The sequence below is a fragment of the Lactobacillus sp. B4005 genome (genome assembly GCF_026536045.1).
Classification (GTDB): Bacteria; Bacillota; Bacilli; order Lactobacillales; family Lactobacillaceae; genus Lactobacillus; species Lactobacillus panisapium.
Genome location: NZ_JAFNOZ010000001.1, coordinates 424,517 through 447,919 on the forward strand (window position 1 = coordinate 424,517; position 23,403 = coordinate 447,919).

Annotated in this window: 22 protein-coding genes; 20 read left to right on the plus strand and 2 right to left on the minus strand. The window is 37.3% G+C overall.

The genetic code is table 11. The features are described from left to right. Positions 1-68 precede the first annotated feature (68 nt). From J3U73_RS02045 to holA, 8 genes are all read left to right on the plus strand, one after another. The gene (locus tag J3U73_RS02045; RefSeq protein WP_220221097.1) at positions 69-1,256 is read left to right on the plus strand and encodes an FtsW/RodA/SpoVE family cell cycle protein; all 1,188 of its coding nucleotides are present in this window, start codon (positions 69-71) and stop codon (positions 1,254-1,256) included. Beyond that, positions 1,246-1,590, plus strand: coding sequence for a YlbG family protein (locus J3U73_RS02050; protein WP_103751554.1), 345 nt, complete (start codon positions 1,246-1,248; stop codon positions 1,588-1,590). Before J3U73_RS02045 ends, J3U73_RS02050 begins: the two co-directional genes overlap by 11 nt. Then, positions 1,587-2,141 (plus strand): 16S rRNA (guanine(966)-N(2))-methyltransferase RsmD, encoded by a 555-nt coding sequence (gene rsmD, locus J3U73_RS02055; RefSeq protein ID WP_103751555.1) that lies wholly within the window; start codon positions 1,587-1,589, stop codon positions 2,139-2,141. The genes J3U73_RS02050 and rsmD overlap by 4 nt, the downstream gene beginning before the upstream one ends. Continuing rightward, positions 2,138-2,623: a pantetheine-phosphate adenylyltransferase gene (gene coaD, locus J3U73_RS02060; protein WP_103751556.1), complete on the plus strand. Its 486-nt coding sequence runs from the start codon at positions 2,138-2,140 to the stop codon at positions 2,621-2,623. The genes rsmD and coaD overlap by 4 nt, the downstream gene beginning before the upstream one ends. Further along, positions 2,623-3,675: a SepM family pheromone-processing serine protease gene (locus tag J3U73_RS02065; protein ID WP_103751557.1), complete on the plus strand. Its 1,053-nt coding sequence runs from the start codon at positions 2,623-2,625 to the stop codon at positions 3,673-3,675. The genes coaD and J3U73_RS02065 overlap by 1 nt, the downstream gene beginning before the upstream one ends. Positions 3,676-3,731: 56 nt before the next feature. Beyond that, the gene (locus J3U73_RS02070) at positions 3,732-4,451 is read left to right on the plus strand and encodes a helix-hairpin-helix domain-containing protein (protein ID WP_267409435.1); all 720 of its coding nucleotides are present in this window, start codon (positions 3,732-3,734) and stop codon (positions 4,449-4,451) included. Beyond that, positions 4,420-6,702, plus strand: coding sequence for a DNA internalization-related competence protein ComEC/Rec2 (locus J3U73_RS02075; RefSeq protein ID WP_267409436.1), 2,283 nt, complete (start codon positions 4,420-4,422; stop codon positions 6,700-6,702). The genes J3U73_RS02070 and J3U73_RS02075 overlap by 32 nt, the downstream gene beginning before the upstream one ends. Positions 6,703-6,848: 146 nt before the next feature. Then, positions 6,849-7,835: a DNA polymerase III subunit delta gene (holA, locus tag J3U73_RS02080; protein WP_267409437.1), complete on the plus strand. Its 987-nt coding sequence runs from the start codon at positions 6,849-6,851 to the stop codon at positions 7,833-7,835. A 53-nt stretch (positions 7,836-7,888) separates the two neighbouring features. On the opposite strand, the gene rpsT is transcribed toward holA, so the two are convergent. Further along, complete coding sequence (gene rpsT / locus J3U73_RS02085) at positions 7,889-8,140, minus strand: 30S ribosomal protein S20 (RefSeq protein WP_103751560.1); 252 nt, start codon at positions 8,138-8,140, stop codon at positions 7,889-7,891. Positions 8,141-8,339: 199 nt separating this feature from the next. Here rpsT and rpsO point away from each other — a divergent pair, with 199 nt between their 5' ends. The 7 genes from rpsO to yihA all read left to right on the plus strand — a co-directional run bounded on the left by rpsO (position 8,340) and on the right by yihA (position 16,196). Continuing rightward, a complete protein-coding gene (gene rpsO, locus J3U73_RS02090) occupies positions 8,340-8,609 on the plus strand; it encodes a 30S ribosomal protein S15 (RefSeq protein ID WP_046306781.1) in 270 nt (89 codons plus the stop codon). A gap of 161 nt (positions 8,610-8,770) precedes the next feature. After that, entirely contained in the window at positions 8,771-10,552 is a 1,782-nt protein-coding gene (locus J3U73_RS02095) for a ribonuclease J (RefSeq protein WP_220221101.1), read from the plus strand. Between the two features lie 2 nt (positions 10,553-10,554). Then, positions 10,555-11,388, plus strand: a complete 834-nt coding sequence (locus J3U73_RS02100) for a tetratricopeptide repeat protein (protein WP_267409438.1) — start codon at positions 10,555-10,557, stop codon at positions 11,386-11,388. Positions 11,389-11,572: 184 nt separating this feature from the next. Further along, positions 11,573-12,763, plus strand: coding sequence for an elongation factor Tu (gene tuf, locus J3U73_RS02105; protein ID WP_267409439.1), 1,191 nt, complete (start codon positions 11,573-11,575; stop codon positions 12,761-12,763). A 141-nt stretch (positions 12,764-12,904) separates the two neighbouring features. Next, complete coding sequence (tig, locus tag J3U73_RS02110; protein WP_267409441.1) at positions 12,905-14,227, plus strand: trigger factor; 1,323 nt, start codon at positions 12,905-12,907, stop codon at positions 14,225-14,227. 126 nt (positions 14,228-14,353) lie between these two features. Next, positions 14,354-15,622 (plus strand): ATP-dependent Clp protease ATP-binding subunit ClpX, encoded by a 1,269-nt coding sequence (gene clpX / locus J3U73_RS02115; RefSeq protein WP_220269604.1) that lies wholly within the window; start codon positions 14,354-14,356, stop codon positions 15,620-15,622. Next, complete coding sequence (yihA, locus tag J3U73_RS02120) at positions 15,612-16,196, plus strand: ribosome biogenesis GTP-binding protein YihA/YsxC (protein ID WP_103751566.1); 585 nt, start codon at positions 15,612-15,614, stop codon at positions 16,194-16,196. Before clpX ends, yihA begins: the two co-directional genes overlap by 11 nt. 34 nt (positions 16,197-16,230) lie before the next feature. Here the strand turns inward: yihA and J3U73_RS02125 are convergent, their stop codons facing one another. After that, on the minus strand, positions 16,231-16,350 hold the full coding sequence (locus J3U73_RS02125) for an SPJ_0845 family protein (protein ID WP_258562449.1): 120 nt from the start codon (positions 16,348-16,350) through the stop codon (positions 16,231-16,233). A gap of 181 nt (positions 16,351-16,531) precedes the next feature. On the opposite strand from J3U73_RS02125, the gene uvrC reads away from it, so the two are divergent. The 5 genes from uvrC (at position 16,532) to J3U73_RS02150 (ending at position 23,400) form a co-directional block, all read left to right on the plus strand. Further along, on the plus strand, positions 16,532-18,334 hold the full coding sequence (gene uvrC, locus J3U73_RS02130; RefSeq protein ID WP_220269606.1) for an excinuclease ABC subunit UvrC: 1,803 nt from the start codon (positions 16,532-16,534) through the stop codon (positions 18,332-18,334). Between the two features lie 76 nt (positions 18,335-18,410). Further along, a complete protein-coding gene (obgE, locus tag J3U73_RS02135) occupies positions 18,411-19,715 on the plus strand; it encodes a GTPase ObgE (protein ID WP_220221105.1) in 1,305 nt (434 codons plus the stop codon). Between the two features lie 23 nt (positions 19,716-19,738). After that, positions 19,739-21,658, plus strand: a complete 1,920-nt coding sequence (locus J3U73_RS02140) for an acyltransferase family protein (RefSeq protein WP_267409442.1) — start codon at positions 19,739-19,741, stop codon at positions 21,656-21,658. Positions 21,659-21,670: 12 nt separating this feature from the next. Further along, positions 21,671-22,609, plus strand: a complete 939-nt coding sequence (gene rnz / locus J3U73_RS02145) for a ribonuclease Z (protein ID WP_220233019.1) — start codon at positions 21,671-21,673, stop codon at positions 22,607-22,609. After that, the gene (locus J3U73_RS02150; RefSeq protein WP_103751571.1) at positions 22,606-23,400 is read left to right on the plus strand and encodes an SDR family NAD(P)-dependent oxidoreductase; all 795 of its coding nucleotides are present in this window, start codon (positions 22,606-22,608) and stop codon (positions 23,398-23,400) included. Before rnz ends, J3U73_RS02150 begins: the two co-directional genes overlap by 4 nt. Positions 23,401-23,403: the final 3 nt, after the last annotated feature.

Sequence of the window (23,403 nt, forward strand, 5' to 3'; positions counted from 1 at the left end):
ACTGATGAAGTGGTGCCATTTTTGTTTTATAATAAAGGATAATAATTTACAAAAAAGGAGGGCTACTTTTGCGACAGAAATTTCAACATCTGGACTATAAAATTTTAGTTCCTTATCTGTTACTAGTTGTATTTGGCATTATCATGGTCTATTCAGCTAGTTCTGATATTTTGCTCGTAAATGGTTTTAAGCCGGCAACATATGGAATCAAACAAGCAATATATGCTGTGTTTGCCGTCTTCCTTTTTGCGGCAGTAACTTTCTTATTAAGGCTCGAAATCTTTAAAAATACTAAGTTTGTGGCTTGGTTTTTAGGTATCAGTATGATGCTACTGCTATATTTGATTATCCTGAAGATTTTTAAAGGTTCTGACGCAGCAGTCAACGGAGCGGTAGGTTGGATTGATCTAAAAGTCATCAAAATACAACCGCTTGAAATTGCTAAGTTAGCTCTGGTGCTTTATTTAGCTTATTATCTTGATCGTCACGACGGTTCTTTTAATCAAGGATATATTATTCAAAATCTGTCTAGACCAGCAATTTTAGCTGGCGTAATGATGTTTTTGGTTGTTCTTGAGCCTGATTTAGGCGGAACAGCAATTTTGGCAATGATTGTAATAGTGATGTTTTCTGTTTCTGGAGTTCCAGCCAAGAAAGCAGTCCTTTGCTTGTTAGCAATTGCTATTGGTGTTTTTTTTCTCGTTTTTTTAATCATTAAATGGAACCCCAAGTTTTTACAAGATAGTTACCAATATCGGCGACTCATGTCATTTATGCATCCCTTTGAGCTTGAGCAAAAAGGCGGAGCTCAATTGGTCAACTCCTATTATGCTATTCATAATGGTGGGCTGTTTGGTGTCGGCTTAGGAAATAGCATGCAAAAGCGGGGCTATTTACCTGAACCATATACTGATTTTATTTTAGCTGTGGCGGCTGAAGAAATCGGAGTAATTGGAGCTTTAGCCGTTTTAGCGCTGTTGTTTTACTTGATGTGGAGCATTATGGATGTTGGTATTCATGCCGAATCACAGTTTGATGCGTTAGTTTGTTTTGGTGTTACAACCATTATTTTTACGGAGACTTTATTTAATGTTGGGGCTGTTCTAGGTTTACTACCGATTACTGGTGTTACTCTGCCATTTATTTCCTATGGTGGATCTTCCTTAATCGTGCTTTCGACTTCAATCGGACTAGTCTTGAATATCGCTGCAAATGAACGAATTAGAAAAGAGGAAGAGGCTATTAATGAGCATTAACCATGATTTAGTAGCTAGTAATGTAACTAAGAGGCAAGGCTTAATTGTTTACCTGAACTCTGTCAGCAATCAATATAAATTGAGACGCTTTGGCGATATCGTTTATTTTTCGAAAAAAATGAACTATTGTGTCTTATACGTTGATCAAAAAGATGCTGATAAAACTATTGCTGTTTTGAACTCACTCGATTTTGTTAATGGTGTTGACCGTTCCAACGGTGAAAATATTGATTTATCAAGTACACATATTGAACAGCAGATTAAAGACTTAGCCAGTGAGGCAGAAGAACAGTTGCTTGAAGAACAAGAAAAAAATACGGAACAGTTATCATGAGAATTATTGCAGGTAAATATGCTAAGCGGAATTTATTGACGCTTAAAAGCCAGAAAACTAGGCCAACAAGTGATAAAGTCAAAGAATCGCTTTTTAATAGCTTAGGGCAATTTTTTGCGGGGGGCCAAGTTCTTGATTTATACGGAGGCAGCGGTGCACTAGCAATCGAGGCGGTTTCACGAGGATTAGAGCATGCCACAATTGTTGATATCAATTACCAGGCCGTTGAAATCATCCGTAAGAATGTCGCATTAACTAAAGAAGAGGATCGGTTTACTGTATATAAAATGTCTAGTAATGCTGCTTTAAAAAAATTGGCAAGTGAAAAACAAAAATTTGATTTAGTCTTCTTAGATCCCCCTTATGCTAAGCAAAAAATTGCAGCTGATATGAAGAAAATGCTTGAAAAAGATTTGTTAACTAATGCGGCAATTGTGGTTGCAGAAACAGATGATGAAACCAGTATTGGTGAAGTTGAAGGTTTTTCTTTAACGAAAAAGCATCATTTGGGTAAGACAATTGTTCGTTTTTATCGAAAGGAAGATAAATGAGTTTCGCACTTTTTCCGGGTAGCTTTGATCCCATTACTAATGGTCATGTCGATGTAATTAACAAAGCCGTTAAAATTTTTGATAAGGTTTACGTTGTGGTAATGACTAATACTTCAAAAAAATATCTTTTTGATGTTGATAAACGGGTTAGTCTTGTGCAAGATGCCACCGAAGGTCAAGCAAAAGTCGAGGTTTTAAAACGACCTGATAAATTAACTGTTAATGTTGCGCAAGAGTTAGGTGCGTCAGTAATTATCCGGGGCGTACGTAATAGTGAAGATTTTTTGTATGAACAGGAAATCGCAGCCATGAATCATGATTTAAATCCTAAAATCGAAACGGTTTTATTTTTTACCGAACCTAATAATAGTTATGTCGCTTCAAGTGTTATCAAGGAGGTTGCACAGTTTGGTGGAAACATTAGCAGCTTTTTACCAGCAAGCTCGGCAGCGGCTTTAAAAGAGAAGTTGAGGAAGGGCTAATGAGCGATCATCCAAAACCACAAGGTAAAAAGACTAACAAAAAACGTAACTGGCTACTCGCCATTTTGGCAGTTTTATTAGTTGCCATCGGGTTAAGCTGGCCAACTGATTACTATATTGAAATGCCAGGAGAAGCTGTTCCCATTAACCTATTTATGAAGAGTAAAAACAAGAAGCCCAATAATTTTTACTTGGTAACGGTGAGTGAAACTACGCGTCCCGCCTCGGTTTTGCGGTACCTATTAAGTTATACGCAAAAGTTTTATACGCGGGTTCCCAAGGAACAATTACTCGGCGATGCCACTAGCAGCCAATACCAAGAATTACAAAATTGGTATATGGAAACAAGTCAGCAAAATGCGATTTACTATGCAGCCAAAAAGGCTGGATTAAAGCCTAAATTGAATTATGAGGGCGTTTATGTCATGCAGGTTCAAAAAAATTCCAGCTTTAAGAGTAAGCTGCAGATTGGAGATACCGTCCTCGGAGCTAATGGCAAGAGATTTCACTCTACTGAGGAAATGATCGCTTATTTTCAAAAAATGCAAATCGGTTCGAATGTCGTTATTAATGTTCTACGCAACGGTCGCGAACGTAAATTTACTGGTAAGATCGTGAAAGTTGCTGGGACGAATAAGCCAGGAATCGGAATCCAATTAATTGAACACGTTAAAATCACGACTAAGCCCAAACTAAGTATTAATGCTGGAGCAATTGGCGGCCCTTCAGCGGGATTAATGTTTACCCTGGCTAGCTATGAAACTTTTACTCAGCAAAACCTGGCAAAAGGTCATAAAATAGCCGGTACGGGAACAATTTCTGTTAAAGGCCAAGTTGGTGCGATTGGCGGCGTAGACAAAAAAGTTGTGGCCGCAGATAAGGCTGGCGCGGAGGTCTTTTTCGCACCAACTGATACCACGGTTTTAAAAAAGAGCGAAAGTAACTACGCGGTTGCTTGTAAAACTGCTAAAGAAATTAAAACTAAGATGAAAATTGTTCCTGTTGGAACCTTTGAAGATGCTTTAAATTATTTAAATAAACATTACCGCTAAAAAGTTCAGAAAAAATTTCTGGGCTTTTTTTCGTACTTATATTAGAGGTGATAAGTATGAATTGGAAAAAAATCAAAGATTTCCTTCTGGAAAACAAAAAATATGTCTTGATTGCTGGAGTTGCTATTATCGCTTTCTTTTTATATTTACACCAAAGCCAAGGTGAACAAGAAAGTGGCAACAATATTGTCAAAAGTGAACCCAAAGTGGTTAATTCAACGTCTTCTGTCAAGCAAGATTTAGATGATAAAAAGCAAAAGGAATCAACTTCGGTTAATCAAAAAACAAGTGAGGTAACTTGTGATATTGGGGGAGCAGTTAAAAATGAAGGAGTTTATACTTTAAAAAATGGTGCTCGCTTGAATGAATTGATTATGGCAGCAGGTGGTTTAAGTAGGAATGCCCAATTAAAAAATGTTAACCGGGCATTAATTCTAAAAGATCAAGACAAGATCCACATTCCATATCGTGGAGAAAAAGTGAGAGGCAATCAGATTGTTTTATCAGTTAATGAAAGTTCTAATTCTTCCGCCAATAATGCAAGCAGCGAAGAGACGCCAGATGCAAAAGAACAAGAAAAAAGCAGCAAGGTCAATATTAATACAGCCAATGCTCAAGAATTACAAAAGCTGAACGGGATTGGCGAGAAAAAGGCAGAATTAATTTTGGCTTACCGCCAGAAAAAAGGCCAATTTGCTAGTATCGAAGACATAAAGCAGATTTCTGGAATTGGAGACAAGACATTTGCGGCGCTTAAAGATCAACTCGAAGTTTGATGTCATTGAGCCTGGTCTGTTCTTAGTTGCCGCCTTATTACTAGTTGATTGTAGCTTTTTGCTTTACCAATGCACGACTATCATAGCTAAAGCAGTTACTGTTTTATTAGCTATCTATTTATGCGGATTGGCCATAGCGAAATATCGCAAACTTGTATTTGTCCTTTTATTGCTGATAACCAGTTTTTTGCTTGTAAACTGGTTTACTGCTCGTCCCAGTTCTTTATCTCTTACTAAAAATTCGGTGATTAAACTTTATCCTGATGAAACTAAACTCAGCGAGGACTGGCTTTCAGGCCAAGGGACATTAAATGGTAAAAAAGTCTTAGTGACAGCTAAATTAAGTCAAAAACAAATTTGGCAAGCAAAACAAGGAAAAACAATCTGGCTAAGTGACTTGCAAGGTGAAATAAATTCAATTGAACCGGCAACAAATTATGGTCAATTCGATGCGCAAAAATACTATGCTAGTGAGAAAATTTGGCAAAAAGTTAATTTAAAAGCATGCAGAATATCCTTTAAAAGAACTGGTTTAATTGATTACTTGCATCACTTGCGCTACCAATTACAAAGGTATTTTCAAAGAATGCCGCAAATTTTAGGATTTTTTAGCAGCGAACTAATTTTAGGAGAAAATCCTAATTCAGCTAATCAAATTATCTTAAATAATTATCGAGATCTGGGAATTATTCATATTCTAAGTATTTCTGGACTTCATGTTGGCATTTACACCATAGTAATTACAGCAATTTGTTCCTTTCTTAAGATGACCGAAAAGGAAAGTTTTGTTAGTTGTTTGCTAATATTAGTTATTGGGATTTTTCTAAGCAAAGGCCAGGCCGGCTTTTTTCGAGCTAGTTTAACTTTTGTTTTAAAGCAAATCTTCAAATTTAAGAAAATTCCAATCGCGCAATATGACATCTTGGGGCTCGCCTGCATAATTCATTTACTATTTGATCCGCGATTAATGAGTGGAGTGGGTGCTTTATTGAGTTATGTATTGGCACTAGGATTAGAAATGACCAATAAAATGTCCAGTATTAAACAGTCAATAGCTTTAAATGCTTTGCTATTGCCATTATTACTGTTTTACTTTTTTCAGTTTAATTTTTTAACCGTTATTTTTAACATTTTCGCGGTACCATATTTTAACTGGATTGTAATGCCGTTAACATTTTTAAACTTATTCATTTTTGCCAAACTACCAACAATATCTGGTTTTTTTGAATTCATTTTAGAAACCGGTGAAAAGATGATTGGTCAGATTTCGACTACACAATTGGGCTTATTGTCGTTTGGTAAGATTAATTGGTGGCAATGTGGGGGAATGCTTTTAGTGACGGGTGGAATAATAGTTTGTCTGAATGACGGTGTTTTACTTAAGAAAATTAAATTTATTGGCGGACTTGGTCTCTTACATGGGTTGCTTTTTTGTACGATTCACTTTCCTTTAACGGGACAAGTAAGTTTCATTGATGTTGGGCAGGGAGACAGTATCTTAATCACTACGCCTTTTCCGCGAAAGGTCTACCTTATCGACGTCGGCGGCAAACTTAATTTTGGCAAACGAAAATTTACCCCGCAGGTCAATAAAATTACCCTTCCACTGTTAAAAGCATTAGGAATAAATCAAATTGATGGCATTTTTGTTACTCACCAAGATGCAGATCATGTTGGTGATTTGGGTCCGCTATTAAGTCAAATTAAAGTAAAAAAGCTATATATGGCTGCCGGACTCATTAAAAACCCATCATTTGCCAAAAGAATTGCAGGGCATCTTACTTCTAACCAATTGGTGGAACTTATAGCCGGTGATCAAGTAATTGAGCCTCAGATTAGTTTTAATGTTGTTTATCCTTTTAAGCCCGGTCCAGGGAAAAATGAGGATTCTTTGTCGTTAACTTTTAAATTAAAAAATAAAAGATGGCTTTTCACGGGAGATCTAGGTCAAGAAGGCGAAAAAGAGATTATGGCCAATTTTCATCTAAGAGCTAATTATTTTAAACTAGGCCATCATGGCAGTAAAACCGCTTCGAATCCCATTTTCTTAAAGCAATTGCAACCGGAAATGGTCTTTATTTCTGCCGGAAGGAATAATCATTTCGGGCATCCTCATCCAGAAACAATTGCAACATTAAGAATGCAGCATATTCCTTATGCGTCTACACAAGACTGTGGAATGATTACTTGGACTTATAGCAGGTTTGCAAGTTCGAAGTTCTCTAGTTTTTTACCAGTAAAAGCAAAATAAAAAAGCCTAATGCAGAAAGCAATAGGCTTTAATAGCTAGAAGGTAGGTTGGATAAGTGAGGTATCTGGGAAACTAAAGTTAGTTCTTGGAATGTGATATGATTATTACTGTTTATAAAACTAATTAGCTTTAAGGTGAAGAAACAAATGACACTACTTTCCTTATTTAAAAATACCGCCAGCAATAATCCGCAGACGATACTGGTCGGGGAAGATAGCTTTTTAAATGACTATCTTTCCCGTTCGTTGATGCATGAAGAGCGCTTTTCTTCCTATGAAAAAGTGATAATAGATTGTGAAACTGATGGTTTGGATAATCTAATTGCCGATATCACGGAATCTAGTTTATTTAGTCAAAAAAAGATGATAATCGTGAAGAATCCTTTTTTCCTGACTGCCAAGGTTCCCAAAAAGTACCAAAAGCAAGTAAATCAATTGCAACAGATTTTTACTAATATGGATCAATTGGATGATGTTCTGGTATTAGTAGCCTCGTATGAGAAATTAGACCGCCGAAAAAAATTAACGAAAACAGTTTTAAAACAGTTTAATGTCATAGAGACAAAAGTTAAGACCTATGAAATTAGTAAAATAACTAAATCATTAATTACGGCCGAAGGTTATCAAATTTCAAAGTCTGCTTTACAGTTGTTGCTTGAACGAAGCGACCAAATTTTAGATACGATTTTAAGCAACTTTAATAAATTGAAAGTTGCTGCGGTCGATCAAAAAATTACTGAGACACTAATTAAGAAGAATGTTGATCTATCTTTTGCCCAGAATGTTTTTGCAATACTAGAAACGGCATTAAAACATAATTATCGTGAAGCGTTAGATCGGCTAGATAATCAGTTGCGTGAAGGTAGCGGTCCCGTTCAATTATTAGCCGTTTTTGAAAATCAATTAGAATTGATTTTAGTAGCTAAGATTTTGAAAAGTCGGGGTAGGAGTGAACCAGAAATAGTTCGGGAACTTGCTGTTCACCCATACCGGATTAAATTGGCGTTAAACAATAATTTGGAAATCAAGCAACTAGCTAGTTTACTAAAAGAGGCAATAAGACTAGATTATAATTATAAAAATGGCCAATATCGTGAAGATAATTTTTTAAAGCTATTTATTTTAAGCGTCTAAAAAAGGCAGGGATGATTATCCCTGCCTTTTTAAAATTGATAGTTTAGTCAAATTTATTTAGCTAACTTAGCTAAGCGACTCTTGTCACGGCTAGCCTTGTTTTTATGAATAAGACCTTTTGAAGCAGCCTTGTCCAAAGCACGAGCAGCAGCAACATGTAATTCGGAGGCGTTTTCAGCACCAGCGGCTTGAGCAGTCTTGAACTTCTTAACAGCAGTTCTTAATTCTGACATTTGAGCAGCATTGCGCTTTCTAGCAGCGTCTTGAGTTTTAACACGCTTAATAGCTGATTTGATTTGTGGCATAAAATTCACCTCCATTGACCGTAATTTTACTTAATAGATTATACTGAAGAATAAATGCAGATGCAAGACAAATTATGCTTGCTTTTTAAAAAAATAATCTGTATTATACTATTGTTGTGAACCGTTAACGCTGTTTGCTCGCTCACACCTGACGGTTAACGTTGTTAACGGCAATTTATTTTATTGAAAGGTGAAAATTATGGCAATTTCTAAAGCAGAAAAAGATGAAATTATTAAGCAATTTGCTACTCACGAAGGTGACACTGGTTCAACCGAAGTACAAGTTGCTATCCTAACTAAAGATATTAACAATTTAACTGAACACATGAGACAACACTCTCATGACCACCACTCATATGTTGGTTTGCTCAAGAAGATTGGTCACCGTCGTAATTTACTTCGTTATTTACAAGATAACGATATTAATCGTTACCGTGAATTAATCAAGAAGTTAGGTTTGCGTCGTTAATCGCAAAAATAATTATTAAGAAGTCAGTTCTATAAAAGAACTGGCTTTTTATTTTTGTCATAAATGCATTTTATGCTAGAATAAAAAAAGGTACTTTTTACGTTGTGATCACGCTGATCCATAAATTAACAACTGAATAGCAAAAAAGAGAAGGAAATAAAATGACTGATCAAGTTAAGATAATGATTTTGAGCGGTGTTCGTGAGCAAGGAAAAGACATGTTCGCCGTTCAAGTTAATGACGAAATTTTTGTTCTTGATGCCGGCCTAAAATACCCTGATAGTTCATTATTTGGAATAGATTTGGTAATTCCAGATCTTGATTTCTTTGAACAATATGGTGATCAGGTTGTCGGCATTTTTTTAACTCATGGACACGCAGATTCAATTGGTGCGTTGCCATATATTTTACGCAAATATGATATACCTGTTTTTGGTTCGCAATTAACAATCGAGCTCGCAAAGATTACGGTTAAGCGGGAAAATAAACGGCTGAAAAATAGTCTGTTTCATGTTATTGATGCTGAAACTGAAATCGAGTTTAAAAATGCTAATATTTCATTTTTCCATACAACTCATTCAATTCCAGATTCACTTGGTATTGATGTTCATACGCCAGCTGGCGAGGTTGTATATACCGGCGACTTTAAATTTGATCCATCAGCGACACCGAAATATCGAACAGATTTGGATCGTTTAGCTGAGATTTCACAAAAGAAAGTTTTGGCACTACTCAGTGATTCTTCTAACGCAGAAGCATCATTTCCTAATGTTTCCGAGCAAGAAATTGGCGATTATGTCACTAATGTTTTTCGCAATGCTAAGGGACGCGTCATTGTTGCAGCTAAGGCATCTAATTTAATCAGAATACAGGAAGTTTTAAATGGCGCTCATAAAACTGGTAGACATGTTCTTTTAACAGGACGTGATGTTGCCAAAATAGTTAGAACTGCCATGGACTTAGGGTATCTAAAAGTACCAAAGAATCTCTTAATTCGGGTAAAAGATTTAAAGACGACGCCGGATGATAAAGTTGTCATTCTTGAAACTGGTCAAATGGGTGAACCGCTAAACTCATTACAGAAGATGGCTAAAAAGCGGCATAGCATGATTACGATTCATGAAGGCGACTTAGTCTTTATTGCTACGACGCCTTCACATTCTGTCGAAACAGTTGTAGCTCAAACTAGTGATTTGGTTTATCGCGCTGGCGGAACAGTTATTGAGCTTGGAAGAGCTAAGCATACCAGTGGACATGCAACTGGACGCGACTTGCAAATGCTAATTGATATTTTGAAGCCGCAATTCTTGATCCCAGTTATAGGTGAATACCGCTTAATGGAAGTTCATAAAAACTTGGCAATTAGAGCTGGAATTGCCAAAGAAAATATTTTGATTACTAAAAATGGCGATTGTTTAGACTATGACTTTAAGCAGCACAAATTCCATCTAACAAACCCAGTGCCGGGAGAAGACATCATGATTGATGGCTCGGGAATTGGTGATGTTGGTAATATTGTTTTGCGTGACCGTGAAGTGTTATCTGACGATGGCATCTTTATTGCTGTAGTTACAATTGATCGGCGTAAAAAGAAAATTATTGCGCAGCCACAAGTCACTAGCAGGGGATTTGTTTACATTAAAGCAAATCATAAGCTAATGCATGACAGTATTGAACTGATTAAGACCACTATCAAAAATAATTTTGAACACAAAAAGTTCGACTGGACGGAAATTAAGCAAGATGTTAGAAACGATCTTGAAAAGTTTTTATACAAAAAGACTAATCGTCGTCCGGTAGTTTTACCAGTTGTTATGGAGGTTAACCAAAATCGCCATCGAGCTATGCAAAAACGTGGCAATAAAAACGAGAATGGTAAAACCAAGGAACATCATCCCGTTGATGTCAATAAAACTGGTCAAAGAATAGTTAAGAAAGATTAACGATGACGACGTTAAGCCAAAAAAATTTGCTAAAGTTAGCGAAAAAGAATGAAGCTGAAGGTAATTTTTCATTAGCTATCCAAAGTTGTGAAGAAGCTTTACGAGCTGGCGATAGTCAAGAAGTAATTCTGCAGCTGTGTGACTTATATTTGAAGGACAAACAAGAATATTCTGCGTACACGCTCATCAAAGAAGAAAAGGATTTATTTTCAAATCAGGCGATCTTTGATGAGTACAGCAAAATTTTGCGGGCCAATCATTTTCTAATTGAAGCTCTCCAAGTCCAAAAATTAAGTCAGGACGAGTGGATTATTGAAGTAGAGCCCATTTCTGAAACTGAGCAGCAACAAATAATGCAGCAATTCAGACAAAAGAACCAGCCAACTAAATTTGATTATGAACAATTATTTAAGCTGAATCCTGAGCATTTTACGACTTTCGCGCAAAGCTTATTGCTTGATCCGAGTTTAAACTTCGCCGTTCGTTTGGTTTTGTGCGAAGATTTAGCCCGGCTGCAGCTTAAAACGGAATTTACGGTTTTAGTGCTAGGTCAACAAGAAAAATTTGTTCCCGCTAAAATCAATTTATTGGAAAAAGATCCGATATACCGTGAAGTTGTTTCGGGGATTGGCTCACGGTATTATCATCGTCCTAGCCAATTGCCAGCCGTTTTAGGCGAGGTCAATCTAATTTTAGGCAGCTTATATCCGGTATTGCCGAAATATATTACAGAGCCTGACAGTTTCGCTAGTGACTTAGCTTCTTATATTGATCATCATGATGGGCGCGCAAACCAGGACCTGTTCGTGCGAATCGATCATAGTTTGCCGAAATAATTTAGATAAAAAGTCTTTACTTTTTTTTCGTATTTAGTATAATATCAAAGGACGTTTTCATTAGGCATGGCTCTATGCATTAAAATACTAGGCATTTGCCAATGAAAGTAGTACAATATTCAACAGAGAACTATCCGTTACTTACTCAACGGACTTCTTGCAAATTTACAGGAGGGTCATTTTAATGGCAGAAAAAGAACATTACGTTAGAACAAAGCCACACGTAAACATTGGTACCATCGGTCACGTTGACCATGGTAAGACCACTTTAACAGCGGCTATTACTAAAGTTTTATCAGAAAAGGGCTTGGCAAAGGCTGAAGATTATTCAGAAATCGATGCAGCTCCAGAAGAAAAAGAACGTGGTATTACTATCAATACCGCTCACGTAGAGTACGAAACTGAAAAACGTCACTACGCTCACATGGATGCTCCAGGTCACGCTGACTACATCAAGAACATGATTACTGGTGCCGCACAAATGGATGGTGCTATCTTGGTTGTTGCTGCAACTGATGGTCCTATGCCTCAAACTCGTGAACACATTTTGCTTGCTCGTCAAGTTGGTGTTAACTACATCGTTGTCTTCTTAAACAAGACCGATTTAGTTGACGATCCAGAATTGATCGACTTAGTTGAAATGGAAGTTCGTGACTTGTTGACTGAATACGATTATCCAGGTGATGATGTTCCTGTTATCCGTGGTTCAGCATTGAAAGCTTTACAAGGCGACAAGGAACAACAAGAAGTTATCATGAAGTTAATGGACACAGTTGATGAATACATTCCAACTCCAGAACGTCAAACTGATAAGCCATTCTTAATGCCAGTTGAAGATGTTTTCACTATTACTGGTCGTGGTACTGTTGCCTCAGGTCGTATTGACCGTGGTACTGTTAAAGTCGGCGACGAAATTGAAATTGTTGGTTTAGTTGACAAAGTTCTTAAGTCAGTTGTTACCGGTTTGGAAATGTTCCACAAGACTTTAGATTTAGGTGAAGCCGGCGATAACGTTGGTGTATTGCTTCGTGGTATTGACCGTGATCAAGTTGTTCGTGGTCAAGTTTTGGCAGCACCTGGTTCGATTCAAACTCACCGCGAGTTTAAGGGTCAAGTTTATGTCTTGAAGAAGGAAGAAGGCGGACGTCACACTCCATTCTTCTCAGACTACCGTCCACAATTCTATTTCCACACTACTGATATTACTGGTGAAATTGAATTGCCAGAAGGTACTGAAATGGTTATGCCTGGTGATAACACAGAATTTACTGTTAAGTTAATCAAGCCAGCAGCCATTGAAAAGGGTACTAAATTCACTATCCGTGAAGGTGGTCGTACTGTTGGTGCTGGTCAAGTTACTGAAATTCTTGACTAGTTCGAAGAAACAGTTTAAAAAGATGTACTTCTTCATAGAAGTACATTTTTTTTGTCTAAATTTGTTTTTTACGAGCGTTTAATGTAAGATAATTTAGTATGTAACGATGCAGTTTAACTTGACATTGGAGGTATTTAATTAATGTCTGTAAAATGGAATAAAACCGGTAAAACTACTGGCGAACTTACTTTTGATATTTCCCAAGCTGAGGTGAAGCTTGGATTAGATCAAGCATTCAAAAGAGTAAAGAAAAATTTGCGTGTTCCTGGCTTTAGAAAGGGTCACGTGTCCCGTGTTATTTTTGATCAATACTATGGTGAAGAAGCTCTATACGAAGACGCTTTAAACCTTGTTTTGCCCAACGCATATGCAGCTGCTATCAAAGAAGCTGGAATTTCTGCTGTTGGTCAACCTCAAATTATTCCGGATTCAATGGAAAAGGGCAAAAACTGGACGATGAAAGCCACGGTTACCGTTGAACCAGAAGTTGAATTAGGCGATTACAAGGGAATAGAAGTACCCAAGCAAAACACACGTGTTTATGCTAAAGACATTGATGCTGAGCTTAACAAAGAGCGTGAAAAGAATGCTGAACTCGTCCTTAAGAAGAGTGCAGCTGCTAAGGGTGATACTCTAACTATTGATTACAAGGGTACTATTGATGATAAGGCCTTTGATGGCGGCTCTGCAGAAGACTATGCTCTCGAACTTGGTTCAAATACCTTTATCCCCGGCTTTGAAGATCAATTAATTGGTCATAAGGCTGGCGATGAAGTAGATGTTGTTGTTACTTTCCCGGAAGATTATAGTGCAAAGGATTTAGCTGGGAAAGAAGCCCATTTTGCTACCAAGATTCATGAAGTTAAATCAAAGCAATTGCCTAAACTTGATGATGAGTTTGCTAAAGATGTTGATGATTCGGTTGACACTCTTGATGACTTGAAGGAAAAGATCAAGAAAGACCTAAAGTCTAAGAAAGAAGAAGCTGCTAAAGACGCAATTGAACAAGCAGCAGTTGAAGGTGCAGTAAAGAATGCCAAAATTGATGAAATTCCTGATGCAATGATTCAAGAAGATGTTAATACACAAATGAATCAATATTTGGGTAATATGCAACGTCAAGGTATTGACCCACAGACATACTACAAGCTTACTAATACTACTGAGGACCAATTACGTGCTCAATTTAGTAAGGATGCAGCTGAAAGAGTTAAGACCAACTTGGTTCTTGAAGCAATTGTTAAGAAAGAGGATATCAAGGCTTCTAAAGAAGAGATTGATAATGAAATCAAAGATCTTGCTGGCGAATACAATATGGATGAAAAGACTGTTCGCAACACCTTAACTGATGAGATGCTATCTCATGACATCAACGTTCGTAAAGCCATCGATCTTGTAGCTGATAACGCAAAACAAGTTGCTAAATCCAAAAGCAAAAAAGATGATAAAAAATCTAAAAAATGATAGGATTTAAAATCTAGGTAAAAAGGTGGTTATTGAACTGCCTTTTTATTTTTCTACAAGCAAATTATTCAAGCAATACGCTCGATGTATGATACTCTTATTCTTGTAGATATGAGGAGGAATATAATGGCATCACAGTTTACTGATCAGGAAGAAATTAAATGTTCTTTTTGTGATAAAACACAGGATCAAGTTAAAAAAATGATTGCTGGTAACGGAGTTTATATTTGTAATGAATGTGTCGACTTGTCAAAGAAAATTATTGATGATGAGTTAAAGTCAGATTCATTAAAAAAGGCTAGAGACCTTCCGAAACCAATGGAAATAAAAAAGCAGCTTGATCAATATGTAATTGGACAAGAAAGCGCAAAAAAAGTTTTATCAGTAGCCGTTTATAATCATTATAAACGGATTAGTCAAATGGATGTTGATTCTTCAACCGAATTGCAAAAATCAAATATTGCACTCATTGGTCCAACTGGCTCAGGTAAAACTTATCTGGCACAAACTTTAGCCCGAATTTTGGATGTTCCGTTTGCCATTGCTGACGCTACTACCTTGACTGAAGCTGGTTATGTCGGTGAAGATGTCGAAAACATTCTGCTGAAATTGTTGCAAAATGCAGATTATGATATTGAACGTGCTGAACGTGGAATCGTTTATATCGATGAAATTGATAAAATTTCAAAAAAATCAGAAAATGTCTCGATTACACGTGATGTTTCTGGTGAAGGGGTTCAGCAATCACTTCTAAAGATTTTAGAAGGCACTGTTGCTTCAGTTCCACCACAAGGTGGTCGTAAACACCCACAACAAGAATTAATTCAAATTGATACCACCAATATTTTGTTTATCGTTGGTGGAGCTTTTGATGGTATTGAACAAATTGTCAAAGGCCGTATGGGCAAAAAGATTATTGGTTTTAGTGCCGAAAACAAGTTAAACAAAACTAAAGATGATTCATGGACGAAGCATTTAACTACCGGTGATTTAGTTAAATTTGGAATGATTCCAGAATTTGTTGGCCGAATTCCAATTATTACCACCTTAGATAAATTAAATCAAAAAGACTTAGTTAGAATATTGACTGAGCCTAAGAATGCGTTGGTAAAACAATACAAGAAGTTATTGTCGCTTGACCAAGTTGAACTCGACTTTTCTGACAGCGCACTGAGTGCTATTGCCGATTTAGCAATCGAAAGAAATATGGGTGCGCGTGGACTGAGAACAATAATTGAAAATGCAATGATGAGCATTATGTATCAGACACCTAGTGATCCAGATATTGAAAAAGTCGAAGTGACTAAGGATGTAATTACTAAAAACGCAGAACCACGAGTAACTCGGAGAGCTAGCGAGGACACCCAAGAAGTTAAGGCAGCAAATGATCATTAAAAGTAGCGATTATGCAATTAGTGCGGTAAAAGAAGAACAATACCCTAAAGATAATTTGCCTGAGATTGCCTTGGCAGGAAGGTCAAATGTGGGTAAGTCTAGCTTGATTAATTCACTGTTAGGTCGCAAAAATTTGGCAAGAACATCATCACAGCCAGGTAAAACCCAGACACTAAACTTTTACGTTGTCAATCAGGATTTTTATTTGGTTGATGTGCCGGGGTATGGCTATGCGAAAGTTTCGCAGGTGCAACGACAAAAGTTTGGTGAGATGATTCAGGACTACTTGGAAACAAGGGAAAACCTTCAAGGGTTAATTCTTTTAACTGATTCACGTCATGAACCAACAAAAGATGATGTTGCAATGTATAATTATGCTTTATACTTGAATTTACCAATTTTAGTTATTTGTACCAAAATTGATAAAGTTAAAAAGAGCCAGGAAAACAAGGTAATAGCTAATTTGAACAAGAAGCTAGATTTAGCTTATGACAATGTTAGTGTACTTACTTATAGTGCAGTTAAAAAGACCCATGTAAAAGAAGTATGGGATTGGATCGAGCAAAATTTATAAAATAAAAATGACTCTCCTTCTTAGAGAGTCATTTTTATTTACTCTTTTCTTTGCTGTCTTTCTTACTAAGCTTTTTCTTTTTATCCTTAGGAACAGTAGCAAATTTATCGAATAACTTTTCTAATTCATCTTGTTTTTTAAATGTTAAGCCCATATTTTCGTTCCTTTCATTAATTATCATCATTATAATAAATAAGCGGTTAACAAGCCAGTAATATTCTGGTTCGATTTAACCGTCATTTTATTATCCAGTCTTAGATTGTGGTCATTAAAAAATCATTAGTTCGCATTTTGTGGTAAAATTGATAGAGCAAATTTTGGGAAGGAGTGATTTTTTGGCATCAGAATTAATTGAAAATAAATTGAAACTTCTCCCAGCAAAACCCGGCTGTTATTTAATGAAAGATATTAATGGTAAGGTCATCTATGTTGGCAAGTCAAAAAATCTAAAAAACCGGGTACGGTCTTATTTTAAAAGTAAGCAAGTAGGTAGACGAGCTGATCTGGTTAGAGAAATTCGTGACTATGATATAATCACGGTTTCAACTGACAAGGAATCTTTTCTGCTTGAAGTTACTTTAATTAAAAAATACCAACCATATTATAATGTGCAATTAAAACAGGGAACAGGCTATCCTTACATTGAAATTACCAATGAACGTGATCCACAGACTAAGCTGACAAGTATTGTCAGAAAAGATGGCGGTTATTATTTTGGACCATACCCAAATGTATACGCGGCGCAAGCAACATTGAAGTTTATTCAGAAGGTTTATCCTTTAAGACGCTGCAATGGGCGGCAGAAAAGACCGTGCCTTTATTATCATATGGGTCAATGCTTAGGTGCGTGTTTTAAGACCGTCCCTAAGTCAGTTTATAGCGCCCAAATTAAAAAAATTAAGAGCTTTTTAAATGGTGATATCGGGCGTGTTAAACAAGAATTGAATCAAAGAATGGTTGCAGCATCACAGAATCTTGAATTTGAGCGTGCTGCGGAAATTCGTGATCAATTGAAATACATTGAAGAAACAGTTGAAAAACAAAAAATCATCTCCAATGATAATACACAGCGTGATATCTTTAATTTTTATGTCGATAAATCTTGGATTTCAATTCAGATCTTTTTTCTTCGGCAAGCAAAGCTGCTTCGAAGAGAAACTAGAATGTATCCTTTGACGGACACTGGGGATCCGGAAGACACTTTTACCTCATTTATTGTTCAATTCTATGGCCAAAAAAATCGTGTTCTTCCCAAAGAGGTTTTAGTTCCTGCTGGAATTGATAATGAGGCACTCAGCGAAGTGCTCAAGGTTCCTGTTAGGACACCCAAAAGGGGACAAAAGCGGTCTTTATTATCAATGGCAAAAGAAAATGCCAAGTTGAAATTAGACGACAAGTTCCGTTTGTTAGAATTAGGCAATCGTAAAACTAAGGGAGCACAAAAAGAGATTTTTGCTGCTCTAGGGTTGCCATACGGACATGTTATTGAAAGTTTTGACCACTCACATATTCAAGGAACCGATCCAGTTTCAGCGTTAGTTGTATTCAAAGACGGCGAGCCCGATAAGAATTCATACCGTAAGTATAAGTTAAAGGGTGAAGTTGAACACCAAAATGGGGGCGACGAGGTTCGCAATACGCGTGAAGTTGTGCGAAGACGCTATAGTCGGCTTTTACGTGAGCATAAACCAATGCCTGATTTGATCCTAATGGATGGTGGACAAATTCAAGTTGATGCGTGTGAAGATATTTTACATAACGAACTTAATCTTAATATCCCCGTTGCGGGGATGGTAAAGGATGACAAGCACCGGACTAACCACTTGCTTTATGGGGATCCCATTAATGGGGTACCGATGAAATTAATTCCGATGGATCCAAAGTCACAGGGATTTTATTTGATGACCCGGATTCAGGATGAAGTTCACCGCTTTGCGATTACATTTCATCGCCGAACACATGCTAAAAACGCACTGTCAAGTAAACTTGATTCAATTAAGGGCATCGGACCTAAGAGTCGTAATAAATTATTGCGCACTTTCGGTTCATTGAAAAAAATTAAAGAGGCATCGGTTGAACAGTTATGTGATGCTGGTTTAACTCTGCCCCAAGCACAGACGGTTAAATTGACATTATAACCGGTAATTTTCCCACGAAAAATAAGCCTTTTGTGGTATAGTATTTAAAGTTAGAGCAGACGGAAGGAGAATTTGCATGCCTACATTTGTCGATCAAACCAAGATTGAAGTCCAAGCCGGTAAAGGCGGGGATGGCATGGTTGCTTTCCGCCATGAAAAGTACGTTCCAAATGGCGGACCCGCTGGTGGAGACGGTGGCCGTGGCGGTAGTATCATTTTTGTAGCTGATAGTGGCTTAAGAACCCTAATGGATTTTCGCTATCGGCGTAAGTTTAAAGCTGAGAGCGGTGAAAATGGCCGTATTAAGTCACAATATGGTCGCGGTGCCAAAGATTTATATCTTCGTGTTCCTGTCGGAACTACCGTATATGATTTTAATACCAATGAAGAAATTGGCGATTTGACTAAAAATAAGCAAGAGCTTGTTGTTGCCCGCGGTGGTCGTGGTGGTCGTGGCAATATTCATTTTGCTACGAGTGTAAATACTGCACCAGAAATTGCTGAAAATGGTGAACCGGGTGAAGACCGAGTTTTGCGGTTAGAACTAAAGGTTTTAGCTGATGTTGGTCTTGTCGGTTTTCCTTCAGTTGGGAAGTCAACGCTGCTTTCAGTAGTTACTAAGGCAAAGCCTAAGATTGCAGCTTACTCGTTCACTACTTTAACTCCTAATTTGGGCATGGTGATTTTGCCAGATGGCCGTGATTTTTCAATGGCTGATTTGCCAGGATTAATTGAGGGTGCTAGTCAGGGAGTTGGCCTTGGAATTCAATTCTTACGTCACATTGAAAGAACCAAAGTAATTTTACACTTGGTTTCAATGGATCCTGAAAATGGCCGAGATCCTTTAGAGGATTACCAAAAGATCCGTAAAGAATTATTGCTTTACGACCAAAGCCTAAAGGAAAAGCGTGAGTTAATTGTTGCAACTCAACTGGATTTGCCTAATTCGGCTGAAAAATTGGCGGAGTTTAAAAAAGAACTTAGCCAAGCTGGGATTGACCAGCCTGTTTATGCAATTTCAAGCGTAACTCATCAGGGCGTTAGCCAATTAATGCAAGATACTGCAACGGTAGTGGCGGAAGTAGAAAGCAAGCAGGCTGAAAAGGAAGTCAAGCCGGCAGCTGGCGTAAAGGAATACAAATACCAGGCGCCTAAGAAAAACGAATTTACGATTACTAAACTTGAAGATCATGTTTTTGAAATTAAAGGTGAGAGTTTAGAACGACTAGTTGAACGAACGAACCTTGATTACCAAGATGGTGTCTTACGTTTAGCACGCAAATTGAAGAACCTGGGTGTAGATGAAGCATTGCGTGAAAAAGGAGCCGTTGACGGCGACGATGTAATAATTGGCACGTTCAATTTTGAATTTGTCCAATAATAATTAAAAAGAAAAGTAGAAATATGGCAAAAAATCGGTTTATTACAGGATATTCTGGACTTAGGGCGTTAGCAGTTATTGGGGTGATTTTATATCATCTTGATCCTAATACTTTTGTTGGTGGTTATCTTGGGGTACCGATTTTTTTTGTATTATCAGGATACTTAGTTACCTGCCAAATGCTTAAGGCATATGATGATCACGGCTTTTTTGATAACAAGAATTTTTATTTAAAAAGGCTGAAAAAGCTTTATCCGCCTTTAATTGCGCTATTATGGCTTTGTGCCGCTTATATTTTTGTCTTTCAGCGAAATTTATTGGCTAAGTTGAGTCAGATTGTGATAACGAATCTGTTAAATGTTTATAATTTTTGGCAGATTTTAAATGGTCAAAGTTATTTTGAGCGTTTTGCCGCCAATGAATCGCCTTTCGTGCATTTATGGACAATGTCGATTAACGGACAATTCTATTTTTTGTGGCCATTAGTGATCTTTTTGCTGGTTAAATTTAGTAAAAAACGGGAAAACACTTTTTGGATTCTATTTAGCGTCTCAATGTTATCGGCACTAGAAATGGCAATCATGTATAAAACCGGTGTCGATTTAAACCGGATCTATTATGGCACTGATACAAGATTCTTTTCACTGGGACTTGGTGCCAGTTTAGCTGTAATCTGGCCAATGGATAAATTAAAGGCTAAAATCGAGCGAATTGATGCTAATTTGCTCGACATTAGTGGACTAATCTCGCTTCTTGCTATGGTCTTTTTATTTTTTAGTCCGTTGATGAATCCGGAAAATGCTTTTCCTTATTATGGTGGGATGCTCTTATTTACTGTTTTTACGGTTTTATTGGTTGGAATTATCGCACATCCTTGTAGCCATTGGAATAACTGGCTAACTAACCCACTTTTTAACTGGATTGGCTCTAGGAGTTACGGTATTTATCTTTACCAATTTCCCGTAATGATCTTTTTTGAAGATAAAGTAACTAATATGGCAGATCATGTTTTGCTGTACCGTCTAATTGAAATTTGCTTAATTTTGATTTTGAGTGAAATGTCCTACCGTGTGATTGAAAAGCCATTGGGTAAGGTGACGTGGGCAAAAACTAAGAATTACTTAGATAGTCTTTTTGATAAAACAAGAGAAAGTAATGCCCCTCAAATTAAGGCCGTTATTGCCTGCTTAATTTTTGTAATTGGTAGTGTCGCAATTCTTGTTTCGCCAACAGCAAGAGCCGAAGATTATAATAAATCACAGTTAGCACAGCGAATTAGTGCTAATCAACAACGGCAAAGCAGGGAAAATAAGACCTTAATTGCTAAGCTGAAGAAATCAAATACTAAGGGACCGAGGGCTACTAAGCTGATTGCTCAGGCTAAACGTTCAGCTAAGAAACACCCGGTAAATAAATCATTCAAAAAATTCGGCATTAGTCAGGTTGATTTACAATTGGCTCATCAGGTGCCATTGACTGCAATTGGTGATTCAGTGATGGCAGGCTCAAGTAATGATTTAGCTAAATTAATGCCTAAAGCCGTCATTGATGCGGCCGTTTCCAGGCAATTATCGGTGGCGTTTGGGCTAATTAACCAATATAAATTGCAAAAAGTTTTAGCTAATAATGTCTTAATTGCCTTAGGGACAAATGGCCCATTTCCAATGTCAGATTTAGATCATTTGATGACTGAAATTGGTCCAAAAAGACAAGTATTTTGGGTGAATACTCATGTTCCAAATAAGCCTTGGCAAAATCAGGTAAACAAAACTTTGCAAACTGCAGCTAAGCGCTACCACAATTTAACAGTTATTAACTGGTATAATCATTCGCAAGCGCATTCTAACTGGTTTTATGAAGATCAAACCCACCCAACGCCAGTAGGATCGAAGTATTACAGTGCTTTCATTGTCAAAACAATTGTTGAGCACGCTAAATTTTAGAATAGGAATTATATGGAATTACAATTTTTAGGTACAGGGGCAGGCCAACCATCAAAACAGCGTAACGTCTCAAGCATTGCGCTTAAAATGTTAGATGAAATTAATGAAATTTGGTTATTTGATGTTGGTGAGGCAACACAACACCAAATTTTACGGACTAATATTCGTTTACGGAAGGTCACTAAAATTTTCATCTCCCATAATCATGGTGATCATATTTTTGGCTTGCCAGGGTTACTCGCAACTAGATCATTTCAGGGTGATGTCGGTCCGATAACAATCTATGGTCCTCCAGGTTTAGAGCAATTTGTAAGGACTGCTTTAAAAATTTCGCGGACAAAGGTTTCATACCCCATAAAGTTTGTTGCCTTGGAAGAGGGCGGTTTAATTTTTCAAGGACAAGGGTTTAAGGTTTATGCCGAAAAATTAGCCCATCGCGTTCCCAGTTTTGGTTACCGGGTTGTCGAGGATGCACATCAAGGCGAACTTTTAATGGACAAATTAACGCAATATAATATACCTAATGGGCCATTACTTGGTAAACTAAAGAATGGCGAGACTATTACCTTGGATGATGGGACAATATTAGATGGAAATGATTTTTTAGGTCCAAATAAAGCTGGTAGAATAGTTACTATAATCTATGATACGCGTTCAACTCCTGTGATTGCCCAACTCGCCAAAAATGCTGATGTACTGGTCCATGAATCGACTTTTGCTGGCCATGAAGCTGATTTAGCTCGTTCTTATTATCATTCAACAGCAGTTGAAGCTGCAAAGATTGCGCGCGATAATGGAGTAAAGCGGTTGTATTTGGACCATATCTCTGCTAGATATCTAGGTGCTAAAGCCAAAAAACTAGAGAATCAGGCTGTAAAAATATTTCCTAATACCAAGCTAGCAAATGATTTTGATCGAGTTATAATTCCGATGAAAGGTGAGAAGAAATGAGTGATTCATTAAGAAATAAAGTTGTTGTTGTTACCGGTGCTTCTAGTGGAATTGGACATTCAATTGCTTTAGAAAGTGCGGGTCGCGGCGCTACTGTTATCTTAATTGCCAGAAATAAAAATAAACTGGAGAAAGTAGCCGCTGAGGCACATGAATTATCAGGTGCTCCTACCTATATTTTTGCTACTGACATGGGTGAAAGTGAGCAAATCGATGCTGCTTTTAATAATATCGTTAAGGTAACAAAACATGTTGATTATTTGGTAAATTGTGCTGGCTTTGGCAAGTTCGAGAATTTCGTCGAAATGGATCGGCGTGAAGTAACTGCGATGTTCCAGGTCAATGTATTAGGTTTAATGTACTTCACTAGACTGATTGGCAGGCTAATGATGGATCAAAAAACTGGTCAAATAATCAACTTTGGCTCAATGGCTGGTAAGATGCCAACCGTTAAATCTGCTGCTTATAGTGCATCAAAAGCTGCCGTTATTCAGTTTTCTAATGTTTTACGGCTTGAGCTAAAGCCTTTTGGTGTTAAAGTAATGACGGTTAACCCGGGACCGGTTTACACTAATTTCTTTAATATTGCTGATAAGAGTGGTAATTACGTTAAAAATGTTGAGCGCTATATGCTGGATCCCGATGATGTGGCCTGGCAAGTTGTCCATTTCTTTGGCAGCAATAAGCGCGAATTGAATTTGCCGCTAAGTCTTGCATTTTTAGCTAAACTTTATAATCTGTTTCCAGCAATTGGAGATGAATTATCGCTTAAGTTTGCATCAAGAAAGTAGTGC